Here is a 14,586-nt window from a genome sequence, read left to right on the forward strand (position 1 = left end):
AGTTGATTCTTCCACACTCGGCAAAAACACGCATGACGACGCTTAAACGGACGGACCGGCCCAAACGGCAAGTTGTTCGTCCAAAAACTGGACAAGTTCGCGCTTCAACGACGGTCCATCAGCGCTTGAAATGCCGATGCACGATGGGCAGCCGTCCGCACACGGGCAGCGTTCGACCCATTCTTTCACCTGTTTCATGATCTCTTCATGCCGTTCAAACACCGCCTCCGACAGGCCGACTCCGCCTGGATAGCGATCATAAAGAAAAATCGTCGGCCGTCCGGAATGCGGTGCCTTCAGCTGCGGCACGACGTGAAGATCGGAGCGGTCGCACATGACAAACACCGGCACGAGATGGCCAAGCACATTGGCGATGCCGACAAGGAGTTGTTCAAACAGCGCCGGGGAAAACCGCGACGGCACCACCTCCCATTCGATCCACGCCGCCGATGTATGCAGCGTTTCCTCGGGAAGCCGGATCGGTCCTGATCCGATGTTTTCAAACGTCGACAGCTTCAGTTTTTTAAACATCGTCGCCATCGCTCGGACCGATACATCACCGTAACGCACCGCCATTTGTCCGCGCGTTTCGCTTCGGTCTTCCGACAACACATCAAGCCGGACAGCCAAATTGGCGTCCGTAAAATATTCCACATCAACTTGGCGGACGTACGCCTTTTTCTCCTCCCAGTCGAGCTTTTCCACTTGGTATTGTGCTCCTTCATGCAAATAAATCGCTTCATCATGAAGCAGCGTCATCGCGCTGAAGCGGTCCATTTCGCCGATGACGCGATGGCGGGCGGTGTCGGAAATATCGATGATGACGACGTTTTCCTGAGCCGCGGAGCGCAAACTGATATCATGCGCGGGAAACGCGTCGCTCATCCAATGCCAGCGCCCAGCTCGCTCATGGAGCACCCCTTGCTCGGCCAAAAAGTCGAGCACCTCTTCGACCTCGACGCCGCCGAACGTCTCTCCGCGCCGGAACGGAAGCTCATAGGCGGCGCATTTCAGATGATCGACCAAAATGAGCAGATTGTCCGGGTTGATGCGCGCCGCCTCCGGCGAGCGGGCGAAAAAGTATTCTGGATGGGAGATGATGTACTGATCAAGCGGACTCGAGCTTGCGATCATCACAACGAGCGAATCGCCCTGGCGCCGGCCGGCGCGCCCGGCTTGCTGCCACGTGCTGGCGATCGTTCCCGGATAGCCGGTTAAAATGCACGCTTGCAATTGGCCGATATCAACACCGAGCTCGAGCGCATTCGTACTGACAACCCCGATAATCTCCCCGCTGCGCAACCCTTTTTCAATGGCGCGCCGCTCATTTGGCAAGTAGCCGCCGCGGTAGCCGCGGATCGTCGTTTCGCCGATTCGTTCGTTCACCGCCGCCTGCAAATGGCTTAAAATCAACTCGACACGGACGCGGCTGCGGGCGAAAACGATCGTCGGAATGCGGTTGACAAGCAGCTGTCGTGCGAGCTCAACGGCCGTTTTTGCCGCGCTTTGGCGGATGTTCATCGTCCGCTCGACAACCGGCGGATTGTAAAACACAAAATATTTCCGCCCGCGCGGCGCCCCGTTGTTGTCAATAAGCGTCATCGGTTCGCCGATCAGCCGCTCCGCCAACTCTTTCGGATTGGCGATCGTCGCCGACGTGCAAATAAACGTTGGTCGACTCCCGTAAAAGGCGCAAATGCGCTTTAAGCGGCGGATGACGTTCGCCACATGGCTGCCGAATACACCGCGGTATGTATGCAGTTCATCGATGACGACGTAGCGCAGCTGTTCAAAAAGAGAAATCCATTTCGTATGGTGCGGCAAAATGGCCGTATGGAGCATATCTGGGTTGGTGATGACAATATGGCCCGCTTGACGGATTTTTTGCCGCAGCGCCGGCGCCGTGTCGCCGTCGTATGTATGGCTGTAAATCGACACCCCCATCTCGGCGATGATCTCGTTTAGTTCATTTTTTTGATCTTGAGCGAGCGCCTTCGTTGGAAAGATATACAGGGCGCGGCTCGATGGCTCTTTGGCAATGGCATCGAGCACCGGCAAATTGTAGCAAAGCGTTTTCCCGGAAGCGGTCGGCGTTACGGCGACGATGTTCCGTCCGCTTTGCACCGCGGCGTAAGCGGACGCCTGGTGCGTATACAACGAAGTGATGCCGCGCGCTTCAAGCGCCGCGCCAAGCCGCGGGTCAAGTTCGTCTGGAAACGGTGCGAGTTTCGCTTCTTTCGGTTCGATTTCATGCCAATAGACGACGTTCGGATCTTGGCGGAGCTGTTCGATCCATTCGGAAAGCGTCTGTTTTTTCACGTCGCAAGTCACCTCGTTTTCTATTTTACATGTATTCCGTTTGTTTGCACTACAAAAAACGCCCACCAAGAGGCAGTCCGCTCTCGTTTCAAACTGGCAGACAACCGATATATCGGAGCCGGCCGAACGACAGAACGTTCGATTGTATCTGAACGGTTTTGGAAAAAAGGATGCCTTCCTCTCACCTTCCCCGCCAAGGCGGCATCGACATGGGTCATTCTTGTTGGTACAAAAAAACGTCCAGCCGCTACAGCTGGACGGAATGGACTCCACGATAGCCGAGTCTTGCCGACAGTTCTTTGCCGATCTGCCGCATGCGCACAGCGAGTCCTTTGACGCGGTCGTCCGTCATGCGGATCGTCGGGCCGGAAACGCTGATTGCCGCGACGACGCCGCCGGTATAGTCAAAAATCGGAACGGCAACACATCGGATGCCGTACTCGTTTTCTTCCAAGTCAAGCGCATACCCGTTTTGCCGGACGGTCTCAAGTTCGCGGAAAAATGCCTCGCGGTCGGTGATCGTCCAATCGGTATGCTTTGGCAGTCCTTTCCGATCGATGATCTCTGCAGCCACCGCGGGCGGCAAATGGGCTAAAATGGCCTTGCCGACCGCCGTGCAATGCATCGGAGCCCGCTTGCCGACTTTGGAGTGCATGCGCAGCGTCTCTGTTCCTTCCAATTTTTCAATATAAATGACTTCCCCTTGATCATAGACGACAAGGTGGATGACCTCGTTCGTTTCTTTTTCGAGCTCGCGCAAATATGGCTTCGCTTCTTGGCGCAAATCGATCGAATCAAGCAGCTTTGAGCTGAGCTCTAAAAACTTGTAGCCGAGCTTATACCGCTCCGTTTCCGGATGTTGTTCGATATAGCCGTATTGGGCAAGCGTCGTTAAAATGCGGTACACCGAACTTTTGTTGATGTCCATTTGTTTCGCGATTTCCGTCACGCCCAGCCCGTCCTTTTTCGTGCTGACGATTTCGATAATTTGCAACGCCCGGCGGACAGATTTGACCATGTTTTCTCGTTCCATCGCATTCACCTCGATTTGTTCTCTCCGCTCGCCATTATACACGAACAGCCGGGCTTTTGCAGGCGGGAGAGCAGCGCAGGCGCGCGTGGCAGCGAGCGCCGCCTTAACGGACGGAATATATTCACCGTCAGGACGCGCCTGATGCCTTGTTTAGCCCAGAGATGCCGCAGGTTCGTTATGAACGTCGGATAGAAACGGCCGGCGCTTTGGCGGCGACAAACGTATTGCGGAGCGTGCCGATGCCGTCCACTTCGCATTCAATGACCGTCCCCGGGCCGACAAGCTCGGCGCCGACCGGGCTTCCCGTCAAAATGACGTCGCCCGGTTGCAGCGTCATGACATGAGACAAATACGAAATCATTTTGCTGATGGAAATGATCATCAGCTCGGTCGAGCTGTTCTGCTTTTCTTCACCATTGACCCGCGCCTTCACCGATACAGCCCGAGGATCGAGCTCTGTTTCAATGACCGGGCCGAGCGGTGTAAACGTATCGAACGATTTTCCGATCGTCCAATGGCCGTCCGGGTGGAAAAACTGCGGCGCGGTGACATCGTTGGCGACCGTATAGCCGAAAATATACGACCACACGTCTTCTTCGCTCACCTGCTTTGCCTCTTTGCCGATCACGACCGCCAGCTCGGATTCAAATTTCACTTCACCGGCCGCGTTTGGAATGACCACCTCCGCTTCCGGCCCGACGACGGATGAAGATGGTTTAAAGAAAAAGACGGGAATGTCCGGCATTTCAGCCGGCAGCTGTTCATGGGAAGCCACATAGTTGGCGCCAATGCCGATCACATGGCGCGGCGCAAGCGGCGCCACGAGCGAAACGCGATCATAGCGGAATACGTTTCCCGTATAATCCCAAGCGGTGAACATATTTCCTTCGATTTCGCGGATCACTTCACCGTTCACCACACCGGCGCGAATCACGCCATCAGCGAGAAAACGGGCAAATTTCATCGATGGCTACCCCTCTCTGACACGATTTTGTTCCTCAACTTTTTCCTTGACTCGAGCCACCCCGGTCTCCATGGCGGCGCGGGCGACGGCGGAAGCGACGGCCTCGACGACGCGACGGTCAAACGGATTCGGGATGACATACTCTTCCGTCAGCTCTTCCGGCTGGATGAGCCCGGCGATGGCTTCGGCAGCGGCAATTTTCATCGCCTCATTAATTTGCGTCGCCCGCACATCGAGCGCGCCGCGGAAAATGCCAGGGAACGCCAACACGTTGTTCACTTGGTTCGGCAAATCCGACCGGCCGGTCGCGACCACGGCGGCGCCGGCGGCTTTTGCCTCATCCGGCATGATCTCAGGGACCGGATTGGCCAAGGCGAATACGACCGCCCCGCGGTTCATCATCCGAACCATCGCTGGCGTCAACGCCCCAGCAACCGAGACACCGATAAACACATCCGCGCCTTGAATGACGTCCGCAAGCGTCCCGGAGATACGGCGGCGGTTCGTTTGCCGGGCGATTTCTTCCTTGATGGCGTTCATCCCATGCGGACGTCCTTCGTAAATGGCGCCTTTCGTGTCGCACATAATCAAATCGCCGACCCCGATTGACAGCAGCAATTTGGCGATCGCCACCCCAGCAGCGCCAGCTCCGTTGATGACAACCCGGCAATCGGCGAGCTGTTTGCCAACGACTTTTAAGGCGTTCGTCAGCCCAGCGGCCACGACAATCGCCGTGCCATGCTGATCATCATGAAACACCGGGATCGCCATCTCTTGGCGAAGACGCTCTTCAATGACAAAGCAGGCGGGGGCGGCGATATCTTCCAAATTGATGCCCCCAAACGCCGGTTCCAGCAACTTGACCGTTTGAATGATTTGTTCCGGATCTTCGGTATCGAGGCAAAGCGGCACGGCATCGATCCCGGCGAACGCTTTGAACAAGGCGGCTTTTCCTTCCATGACCGGAAGCGCCGCCCGCGCGCCGATGTTGCCAAGTCCAAGCACCGCCGTGCCATTCGAGACGACGGCGACAAAATTGCCCTTCACTGTATAGTTGTACATTTCGTCTTGATCGACGTAAATTTCTTTGCACGGCTCAGCCACTCCCGGCGAATAAATGAGACTTAAATCATTGGCATTCACGACCGGCACTTTCACTTCGACGGATAGTTTTCCTCTTGCCTGTCGATGAACAAGCAACGCTTTTTCCCGCAAATTTTTCATCGCTGATCCCTAGCTACCAGCCTTCCCCCATCCCCTTGTACCGCCTTTTGTGCTGCTTTGCCTTTGACAACCGGCCAGTAGTAACTAGGAGCTGCCCCCTTTCTCTATTTATTTTCTTAATTTTCTGATCAAAATAGATAGGAAGGAACAAGGGCGCCCGTCCCTTGTTCCTTATGCCGCTTTCGGTGCTTATTGCTCAATAGCGGCAAATTTCGCTTTTGCTTCTTGGCGGCGGCGGTGCAAAATCGGCTCTGTATAGCCGTTTGGCTGTTCATAGCCGAGGAAAATAAGGTCGCACGCCGCTTGGAACGCCACCGAATCATCGTAATTTGGCGCCATCGGGCGATAGTTCGGATCGCCAGCGTTTTGTTCGTCAACGACTTTGGCCATTCGCTTGAGCGCCTCGAGCACTTGCTCTTTCGTGCAAATGCCATGATGGAGCCAGTTGGCGAGAATTTGGCTCGAGATGCGAAGCGTCGCCCGGTCTTCCATCAGTCCAATGTTATAGATGTCCGGCACTTTCGAGCAGCCAATTCCTTGATCGACCCAGCGGACGACATAGCCTAAAATGCTCTGGCAGTTGTTGTCGATTTCTTCTTGAATTTCCTCTGCCGTCCATTGCGGATGGTCGACAACCGGAATTTGCAACATGTCGTCGCGGTAGTCGGCCCGCTCGTTCGCCAGCTCGCTTTGCACAGCCGCGACGTTCACTTGATGGTAATGAAGCGCATGGAGCGTAGCCGCCGTCGGCGACGGCACCCATGCCGTGTTGGCGCCGGCTTTCAGCTGTGCTCCTTTTTGCTTCAGCATTTCTGCCATCAAATCCGGCATCGCCCACATTCCTTTGCCGATTTGCGCCCGGCCGCGGAAGCCGGCGGCAAGCCCAACGGCGACGTTCGATTTTTCATACGCCTGCAGCCAAGTCGATGATTTCATCTCGTTTTTGCGCAGCATCGGCCCCGCTTCCATCGATGTATGAATCTCGTCGCCCGTCCGGTCGAGGAAGCCGGTGTTGATAAAAATGATGCGGTCGCGCACTTGGTAGATGCAGTTTTTCAAGTTGAGCGACGTGCGGCGCTCCTCGTCCATCACGCCGATTTTAATCGTGTTGCGTCGAAGGCCGAGCATATCTTCGACGCGGTCAAACAGCTCGTTGGCAAACGCCACTTCTGCCGATCCGTGCATTTTCGGCTTGACGATGTAAATCGAGCCTTTGCGCGAGTTCAAATAGCGCGTATTGCCGATGAGCGAGTGTTTCATGATCAAGCTCGTAATGACGGCATCGATGATCCCTTCATGCACTTCTTCGCCATTCGCATGCAAGATCGCGTTGTTCGTCATGAAGTGCCCGACGTTGCGCACGAACATGAGCGAACGGCCCGGCAGCACGAGCTTTCCGCCATCCGGCGTTTTGTATACGCGATCCGGGTTCAGGGAGCGCGTCATGATTTTGCCGTTTTTCTCAAACGTCGCTGTCAAATCGCCTTTAACGAGACCAAACAAGTTGCGGTAAACGAGCACTTTGTCTTCGGCGTCAACGGCCGCCACCGAATCTTCGCCGTCCATGATCGTTGTAAACGCCGCTTCGAGCACAATGTCTTTAATGCCGGCTTTGTCCGTTTTGCCGACCGGATGCTCGCGGTCGATTTGAATTTCAATGTGAAGGCCATTGTTCTTCACCAACACCGCTGTCGGATGTTGCGGGTCGCCTTGGAAGCCGACGAATTTTTCCGGCTCTTTCAGCCTTGTCGTCGCCCCTCCTTCAACCGTCACGACAAGCCGCCCGTCCACGATCGCGTATTGGACTGCGTCTTGATGGGAATATTCGGCAAGCGGCACTGCTTCATCCAAAAACTTCCGTCCGTAGGCGATGACTTTCGCCCCGCGCACCGGATTGTACGACGAACCGCGTGAGGCGCCGTCTTCTTCGCTGATGGCGTCGGTGCCGTACAGCGCGTCATATAAGCTGCCCCAGCGGGCATTGGCGGCGTTCAGCGCATAGCGGGCGTTTGTGAGCGGCACGACGAGCTGCGGCCCGGCCTGCACGGCAATTTCATCATCCACATTTTCTGTCGTAATTTCGAAGTCCTCGACTTCCGGCTCCAAGTAGCCGATTTCGGTTAAAAACGCTTTATACTCGTCAAAATTGAAGCGGCCGCGGTGCGCTTTATGCCACTCATTCAATTGTTGCTGGATCTCATCGCGGCGCGCCAACAGCTCTTTGTTGCGCGGCGTCAAATCGGCGATGAGCGCGGCAAAATCGCGCCAAAACTTGTCTTGGTCGAGCCCGCTGTTCGGCAGGAGCTCCTCGTTGACAAAGTCGTACAACACTTTGGCGACTTGGATGTTCGCTTTTTGTACGTATTCGCCCATTATTCTCTTCCCCTCTCTTGTTTCTTATTACGAAACATTGTTTCTCAATTTCTCTAAAAAGATGATACCATGAAACGAAATGACTGGCAATCGTTTTCAAAAAATTTTCATTTCACTGTCGACGGCGTCTTTGTCTCTACACAACGCCCCGGCGTCGGGAACAGCTTGCCGGCGTTGAGCAAGTTTTTCGGGTTAAACACGTCGCGGATGGCCGTTTGCGCCAAAATTTCCTCGTCAGTGAAAATGAAGCGCATCTCTTCTTTTTTCTCAATGCCAACGCCATGTTCGCCGGTGATCGATCCGCCGACCGCTGCACACGCCTTGAGGCATTCGCTTCCGGCGGCAAGCGCCCGCTCTGTCTCCCCAGGCTTGCTCGCATCAAACAACACAAGCGGGTGCAAATTGCCGTCTCCAGCATGGAAAATATTCGCAATCCGAAGCCCGTATTTGCGGCTGATGTTGGCGATTTCGTTCAACACTTCCGGCAGCCGGCTGCGCGGAATGACGCCGTCTTGCACTAAATAATCCGGCGAAATCGCCCCCATGGCGCCAAAGCCGGTTTTCCGGTTCGCCCACCAGCGCGCCCGCTCTTCCTCTGACTGGGCGACTTTCACTTCGCGCACATGGTGGCGGCGGCAAATCGTTAAAATATCGTCGATTTGCTCGTCAATCCCGGCGGAAATGCCGTCCACTTCAATGAGCAACAGCGCGGCGATGTCTTTCGGATGGCCGACTGGAAACGCAGCCGCTTCAACCGCCTCGATGGCCGTCTGGTCCATCATCTCCAGCGCCGCCGGCACAATCCCGGCGGAAATGATGTCGGAAACAGTCTGGCTCGCATCTTCCACTTCGTCAAAATAGGCGAGCACCGTCTGTTTGGCCTCAGGATTTTTCAACAAACGGACGGTGATTTTGGTCACGATGCCAAGCGTCCCTTCCGACCCGGTCAGCAGCCCGAGCAAATCGTAGCCGGGCGGGTCGGGAACGCCGTTTGCGCCGATTTCAATCACTTCGCCGTTCGGCAAGACGACTTCAAGCCCTAAAATATGGTTCGTCGTCACTCCGTATTTTAAGCAGTGGGCGCCGCCAGCGTTTTCCGCGACGTTGCCGCCGATCGTGCAGCAGTATTGGCTTGACGGGTCGGGGGCATAGTAATAGCCGCGGTGGGCGACCGAGTTCGTCAACTTCAAGTTGACAAACCCCGGCTCGACGACGGCGCGCCGGTTTTCGAGATCGACGTGCAAAAGCCGCTTCATCCGCGTTAAGCTGATCACCACTTCGCCGTTTAACGGAATCGCCCCGCCGCTTAGCCCCGTGCCGGCGCCGCGGGCAAGAAACGGAAGATCATGGTCATGGCAGTATTTGACGACCGCCGCCACTTGCTCCGTGCTGTTCGGGAATACGACCGCCTTCGGCAAATGGCGGTGAACGGTAAACCCGTCACAGTCGTACGCCATCAAATCTTCTTTCCGGTATAAAATCGCCTGTTCCCCAACGATGCGGGCAAGCGCCTGAATGTGCGGGTCGCTCGTTGCAATCGGCCGTTTTCTCATATGCGCACGTCCTTCCCTTCTTCTTTTTGGTACGCCCAATCCAACAGCTGCACCGTATGGACGATTTTTTGGCTTCGCCCGTATTTTTTCACGCCAAGCGCCATTTGCAGCATGCAGCCTGGATTGCCCATGGAAATGAGCTCCACCTCTTGCGGCACGTGTTGCATTTTGCTCTCAAGCACCGCTTGTGCCATGTCCGGATGGGTGATGTTGTAAATCCCCGCGCTGCCGCAGCAACGATCGGCGTTTGGCATGGCGACCATTTCCATCCCCGGAATGCTTTCAATCAAAGCGCGCGGCTCTTGGCGGATGCCCTGGCCATGGGCGAGGTGACATGCATCATGGTAGGTGAGGCGCACGTTCAGTTCGGCTTTCGGCGGTTTGAAGCCCGTGTCATGCAAAAATTTGGACACATCCTCAACTTTGGCGGCAAATTGCTCCGCCTTTTCATGCCATTCCGGATCATGGCGGAACAGTTCCGGATACTCTTTCAACATGCAGCCGCAGCCGGCGGCGTTAACGATGACATGGTCGACATCTTGAAACGCCTCAATATTTTGCTTGGCGAGCTTCCGGCCCGTTTCGCGGTCGCCGGCGTGCACATGGAGCGCCCCGCAGCACGTCTGATTCGGGACGATGACGACGTCGTTCCCATTCCGGGTTAAAACGCGGATCGTCGCTTCATTAATGTCACTAAACATCACATCCATCACACAGCCGGTCAAAATCGCAACCGTCCGCTTCGTTTCCCCTTTCGCCTTAATGAGCGGCTGGTGTCGATACTTTTTCCGCACCGGCGTGCCGACCTCCGGCAAAATGGCCTCCATCTCGGCCAAATGATCCGGCATCACCTTGAGCAGCCCCGTTTTGCGCGCCACCGTCTGCAGCCCGCTTTTTTGGTACCATTTCAGCAGGCGGCCGAGCCAATCGAGACGCGACGGATGCGGAAACACCCCTTTTAAGAACAAGTCGCTGACAAACGCCTTCCAACCAGTAAGCGGCACCGCCTGGCGAAGCTGGCCGCGCACTTGTTCAATGAGGCCGCCGACATCGACATCCGCCGGACAGGCCGTCGTGCAGGCGCGGCAATCCAAGCACGTAAAAATCGGGTCAAGCAAATCAGGCGTCAGCTCAAGCTTTCCTTCGCCGACCGACTTCATCAAATGAACGCGGCCGCGCGGGGAGTGCTGCTCTTGGCCGGTTTGTTCGTACGTCGGACACGATTCCAAACACATGCCACAATGAACGCAATCAGCCCACTTGCTCGGGTCCGGCAAATCGTGAAATCGATAGTTGCCGAGGCTCGCTGTCGCACACGCCGGGCTGTCCGCCCGCTCATTGGTCATCGTGCTCATCATTAAATCCCCCCAATAAAGCGTTGATCGTTGACCGTTTTGTTCGGATCGATTTTCCGCTTAATGCCTTCGAGCAAGAAAAAATACGCCGGCTTTCCTCCCCAGACGTCGACGCGCTGGCGCAGCGAAAGCGGCAAATGTTTCACGATCGCATAGCCGCCAAGGCGAACCGCGGTTTGGCGCAGCTCCTCGATCGCGGTCAACACTCCCTCTTCGCCGCCGTGCATATACGCCTGACAAAGCCCGTGGCCCAATCCGCCATGCGCCTCGATGCGGACATGGCAACGGTCAGCAATTAAAACGCTTTCACGTAAGATGGAGAGTACATCCAAGTTGACAACCCCGATTTTCACTGCCGCTTCCACACCGTTTTCCGCCATCGCCAGACGCCCGTTTGGCGCCGCTGTATAAAACGTCCGCCAAAAGGCGGAAGCCTCCTCGCCGACTAAAATAGACATTTCCACCGCTTTCGGCCGCAGTCGTTCCACCCAATGCTCTTGGTAATGGACGGCGTTTTCCACATCTTCAAACCCGATCACAAGCGTATAAACCGGTTGTCCCGTCAACCGCTCGGAAAGCGCCGGGTTAAGCAGTTCAAAGCAAACCGGCTCCATCATCGTATCAAGGAAGGAAACCGCAAATGAGCGAATATCATGAACATCGCCGGTTGGAAACGACAATAAAACAACGCTTTCGTATTTCGGCAGCGGCCGGAGCTTGAGTGTGATCTCGCTCAACACGCCAAGCGTTCCCATCGCCCCGATGAACAGTTTGTTCATATCATAGCCGGCGACGTTTTTCACGACTTTGCCGCCTGAACGGATGATCGTCCCATCTGGGTACACGATGCGCAGCCCGATGACGGAATCGCGCGCCGATCCGTAGCCGAGCCGCTTCGGGCCGCTGTCATTCGCCGCAATCACTCCGCCGATCGTCGCTTCCTCCGGCCAAAACGGATCCAAGGCGACCTTTTGCCGATACGGGGCGAGCGCGCGCTGCAAATCGCCAAATTTCGTTCCTGCCTTAACGGTGACCGTCATATCAGCGGCCGCATGTTCGACGATGCCGGTATACTGTTCAAGCGACAACAAGATGTCCGCCTGTTCCCGTTGCCCGCCAAACCCCCGTTTTGTGCCGCGTCCAGCGATGACGACTTTTTTGTCATGGCGGTCGGCATAGCGGAGCACCGCAGCGATTTCTTCCTCTGTTCGTGGATAGACGGCCACCGCCCCATCATTGCCGAGGGGATGGAACGATTCATTCCGTTTGATCTGTTCTGGATGCAAAAACGCCTGCAGCTCCTCAATCCATGTCAATGAAAGCATGAGCGCCCTCCTTCGTTTCGTAATAAGAAACATCGTTTCTTTTTATCTGCAAAAAAAGCGAACCGCTCGAACCGTTTTCTTTATCAGGCGGAGGATGTCCCAAAAGAATCAGGACACCTTTTCTGATCACCGTCATATATACAAGTGATTTAGCGCAAAACAACCTTTGGAGCCAACCCTCCCTGCTACTTCTATTAAACCATCGCTCCTCCATTTTTTCAACGAATTTTTCGAATTTGACGATCATTTTGTCCATTCTGTCTCTTTTACCACCACCCCGACCCGCTGTTCGAGCGGCTGGATGACCGCTGACATATCCAAATCGGCAAAACCGGCGGCGATCGCTTCGGCAAACGCTTTTTCCGCCTGAACGCCAAGACGGTGGCCAAGGCCGATCTCGTCCATCAACTCGTTCGCCAGGCGCACGTCCTTATGCACATACTTCACCGCCCCGCCAGGAGTGAATCGACGCGGCAACACGAACTGCTCCATATGGCGGCGCAACATCCGGCTGTCTCCGTAGCTTTCTTTTAACAGCCGATACAGCTTCCCGGCATGAAGCCCATAAGCGACGCCAGCGACCATCGCTTCCGCCGCGGCGACGGAATGGACAGCGACTAAGTACTGGTTGATCACTTTCGCCGCGCTGCCGGCGCCGCTTTCCCCTAAATATTCGACCGTTTTTCCCAGCACACCGAGCAACGGGCGCACCTGCTCCCATGCTTCTTTCGCTCCGCCGACCATGATTGTCAGCGCCCCTTGCTCCGCCCCTTCCGGACCGCCGCTTACTGGCGCATCCAAATAGGCGACACCGCGCTCACCGGCGCGCCGGGCGACAAACCGGCTTGTTTTCGGGCCGACGGTCGTAAAATCAAGACAAATCGTCCCAGGCCGGGCCAAGCTGAGGACGCCGCCTTCACCTGTATACACCTCGATGACATCATCCGGCATCGATAAGCACGTGCAAATGATATCCGCCTCACCAGCCAGCTCTGCCACTGTCGCCGCCTGTCGGGCTCCAAGGTTGACAAGCGGAACCGCTTTTTCTGTCGTACGGTTGTACACCGTAACATTGAATCCCGCTTCAAGCAGCCGCTTCGCCATGCGCGAGCCCATCACGCCCAATCCAATAAAGCCGACGCGTGTCATCGTCCGCCTCCCCCTTTCATTCCGCGGTATTCATCATACCAGACAAAACTTTCGCTGCTTTTCCCTGATGGAATGTACTCAAGTCCAATCGCTCCATTGTAGCCGTGCTCTTGCAAAAATGCGAAAATCTCGCGATACGGAAGCGCTCCCGTCCCCGGCTCATGCCGCCCAGGGGCATCGGCAAATTGCACATGGTCAATCAATGGTTCATAGGCCGCAAACGTCGCTGTCACATCGCGCCCAAGCCGCGCCATATGGTAGATGTCGTATTGCACTTTCACATTCGTCCGGCCGAGATCGCGGATGATCACCGCCGCTTCGTCAATATCGGTTAAAAAGTAGCCGGGCATATCGAACGAATTGATCGGTTCAATCGTCAGCGTCAAACCGTGGACGCCGAGCGCAGCGGCCGCCTCATCCAAGCGGCGCATGTATATTTCTTTTGCCCGTTCCCGCGGCAAATCGGCCGGAACCACTCCGGCCATGCAATGAAGACGCGGCGCGCCAAGCGTGAGCGCATAGCGCACCCCTTCCTCGAGCGCACGGCGGAAATCGTCATGACGGCCGGGAAGAATCGCCAGTCCGCGCTCCCCCTTTTCCCAATCGCCGGCCGGCAAGTTGATCGAAACGAGCGACAGCCCGTATTCTTCAAGTTCAGCGGCAACCGCCTCAGGCGCCGCAGCGTACGGAAACTGGCACTCAACGAGCGAAAACCCGTGCTGCTTCGCCTTGGCAAACCGGGCGAGAAACGGCGCTTCCGTGAAAATCGTCGAGACATTGACGGCAAACTTCATCATGAGGCCCCTTTCTTCTCCATTTCTTTCTTTTATTCGCCCCACCATTTGCCGATTCCTGCCTCACCGCGTTTCACCTTTCATGCCGTAAAAAAACAGCCGCACCATTTTGACTTGCCGCTTTGATCCATGCCGCCGTCATGGAAAAAGAGGGTGTCCCAAAAGGATGGGGACGCCCTCTTCCGTCTCCATATATGCGTGCTAACCGCTTCTTTAACACTATATGTTGTGCCTATCGTGAACTACCCACCACCTACGCTTCGCTTAGAGGTGAGGGCTTCAAGCGACTTGTGTGTGTTCGCCGAACGGTAAGCCACACACAAGAACCCTTTACGCTTCCCTTCGTTCCGAAGGTGTCCGTTCTAGCCATATTCTATCATACTCGTTGGCTAACGCCAACCGACATTCATCTCCCACTTTCACTTCGTTTCGAAGTGGGAGACTTCTTTCGGAAAGATGTTAAAGACAGACGGCCTTTTGGGGCAGCCCTTTTTGGC

The 14,586-nt window shown here is 55.7% G+C and carries 11 protein-coding genes; all 11 read right to left on the reverse strand.

Annotation, left to right across the window (positions count from 1 at the left end):
• Positions 1–42: 42 nt before the first annotated feature.
• Positions 43–2,319 carry a DEAD/DEAH box helicase gene (locus B9L19_RS10730; RefSeq protein WP_025950052.1) on the reverse strand — a complete coding sequence of 759 codons (2,277 nt, stop codon included), beginning with the start codon at positions 2,317–2,319 and terminating at the stop codon, positions 43–45.
• 247 nt (positions 2,320–2,566) lie between these two features.
• Entirely contained in the window at positions 2,567–3,352 is a 786-nt protein-coding gene (locus tag B9L19_RS10735; protein WP_025950053.1) for an IclR family transcriptional regulator, read from the reverse strand.
• Between the two features lie 175 nt (positions 3,353–3,527).
• Entirely contained in the window at positions 3,528–4,316 is a 789-nt protein-coding gene (locus B9L19_RS10740; RefSeq protein WP_047753196.1) for a fumarylacetoacetate hydrolase family protein, read from the reverse strand.
• Between the two features lie 6 nt (positions 4,317–4,322).
• Positions 4,323–5,540: an NAD(P)-dependent malic enzyme gene (locus tag B9L19_RS10745; protein ID WP_047753197.1), complete on the reverse strand. Its 1,218-nt coding sequence runs from the start codon at positions 5,538–5,540 to the stop codon at positions 4,323–4,325.
• A 189-nt stretch (positions 5,541–5,729) separates the two neighbouring features.
• Complete coding sequence (locus B9L19_RS10750; protein ID WP_047753198.1) at positions 5,730–7,913, reverse strand: malate synthase G; 2,184 nt, start codon at positions 7,911–7,913, stop codon at positions 5,730–5,732.
• A gap of 107 nt (positions 7,914–8,020) precedes the next feature.
• Positions 8,021–9,466 carry an FAD-binding oxidoreductase gene (locus B9L19_RS10755; protein ID WP_025950057.1) on the reverse strand — a complete coding sequence of 482 codons (1,446 nt, stop codon included), beginning with the start codon at positions 9,464–9,466 and terminating at the stop codon, positions 8,021–8,023.
• Positions 9,463–10,824 (reverse strand): (Fe-S)-binding protein, encoded by a 1,362-nt coding sequence (locus B9L19_RS10760; protein ID WP_089113937.1) that lies wholly within the window; start codon positions 10,822–10,824, stop codon positions 9,463–9,465. Before B9L19_RS10760 ends, B9L19_RS10755 begins: the two co-directional genes overlap by 4 nt.
• Positions 10,824–12,146: an FAD-binding oxidoreductase gene (locus B9L19_RS10765; protein WP_025950059.1), complete on the reverse strand. Its 1,323-nt coding sequence runs from the start codon at positions 12,144–12,146 to the stop codon at positions 10,824–10,826. The genes B9L19_RS10760 and B9L19_RS10765 overlap by 1 nt, the downstream gene beginning before the upstream one ends.
• Positions 12,124–12,402, reverse strand: coding sequence for a hypothetical protein (locus B9L19_RS10770; RefSeq protein ID WP_047753200.1), 279 nt, complete (start codon positions 12,400–12,402; stop codon positions 12,124–12,126). The genes B9L19_RS10765 and B9L19_RS10770 overlap by 23 nt, the downstream gene beginning before the upstream one ends.
• Positions 12,390–13,295: an NAD(P)-dependent oxidoreductase gene (locus tag B9L19_RS10775; RefSeq protein WP_047753201.1), complete on the reverse strand. Its 906-nt coding sequence runs from the start codon at positions 13,293–13,295 to the stop codon at positions 12,390–12,392. Before B9L19_RS10775 ends, B9L19_RS10770 begins: the two co-directional genes overlap by 13 nt.
• Positions 13,292–14,089, reverse strand: a complete 798-nt coding sequence (gene hyi, locus B9L19_RS10780; protein WP_081804135.1) for a hydroxypyruvate isomerase — start codon at positions 14,087–14,089, stop codon at positions 13,292–13,294. Before hyi ends, B9L19_RS10775 begins: the two co-directional genes overlap by 4 nt.
• Positions 14,090–14,586: the final 497 nt, after the last annotated feature.

This window comes from Geobacillus thermocatenulatus (genome assembly GCF_002217655.1).
GTDB classification, from domain to species: Bacteria; Bacillota; Bacilli; order Bacillales; family Anoxybacillaceae; genus Geobacillus; species Geobacillus thermocatenulatus.

Excerpts from the sequence above, each read along its gene's own strand:
- B9L19_RS10750 (WP_047753198.1), bottom strand. The coding sequence starts at position 7,913 with ATGGGCGAATACGTACAAAAAGCGAACATCCAAGTCGCCAAAGTGTTG.
- B9L19_RS10755 (WP_025950057.1), bottom strand. The coding sequence starts at position 9,466 with ATGAGAAAACGGCCGATTGCAACGAGCGACCCGCACATTCAGGCGCTT.
- B9L19_RS10775 (WP_047753201.1), bottom strand. The coding sequence starts at position 13,295 with ATGACACGCGTCGGCTTTATTGGATTGGGCGTGATGGGCTCGCGCATG.
- B9L19_RS10740 (WP_047753196.1), bottom strand. The coding sequence starts at position 4,316 with ATGAAATTTGCCCGTTTTCTCGCTGATGGCGTGATTCGCGCCGGTGTG.
- B9L19_RS10765 (WP_025950059.1), bottom strand. The coding sequence starts at position 12,146 with ATGCTTTCATTGACATGGATTGAGGAGCTGCAGGCGTTTTTGCATCCA.
- B9L19_RS10760 (WP_089113937.1), bottom strand. The coding sequence starts at position 10,824 with ATGATGAGCACGATGACCAATGAGCGGGCGGACAGCCCGGCGTGTGCG.
- hyi (WP_081804135.1), bottom strand. The coding sequence starts at position 14,089 with ATGAAGTTTGCCGTCAATGTCTCGACGATTTTCACGGAAGCGCCGTTT.
- B9L19_RS10745 (WP_047753197.1), bottom strand. The coding sequence starts at position 5,540 with ATGAAAAATTTGCGGGAAAAAGCGTTGCTTGTTCATCGACAGGCAAGA.
- B9L19_RS10735 (WP_025950053.1), bottom strand. The coding sequence starts at position 3,352 with ATGGAACGAGAAAACATGGTCAAATCTGTCCGCCGGGCGTTGCAAATT.
- B9L19_RS10770 (WP_047753200.1), bottom strand. The coding sequence starts at position 12,402 with ATGGACAAAATGATCGTCAAATTCGAAAAATTCGTTGAAAAAATGGAG.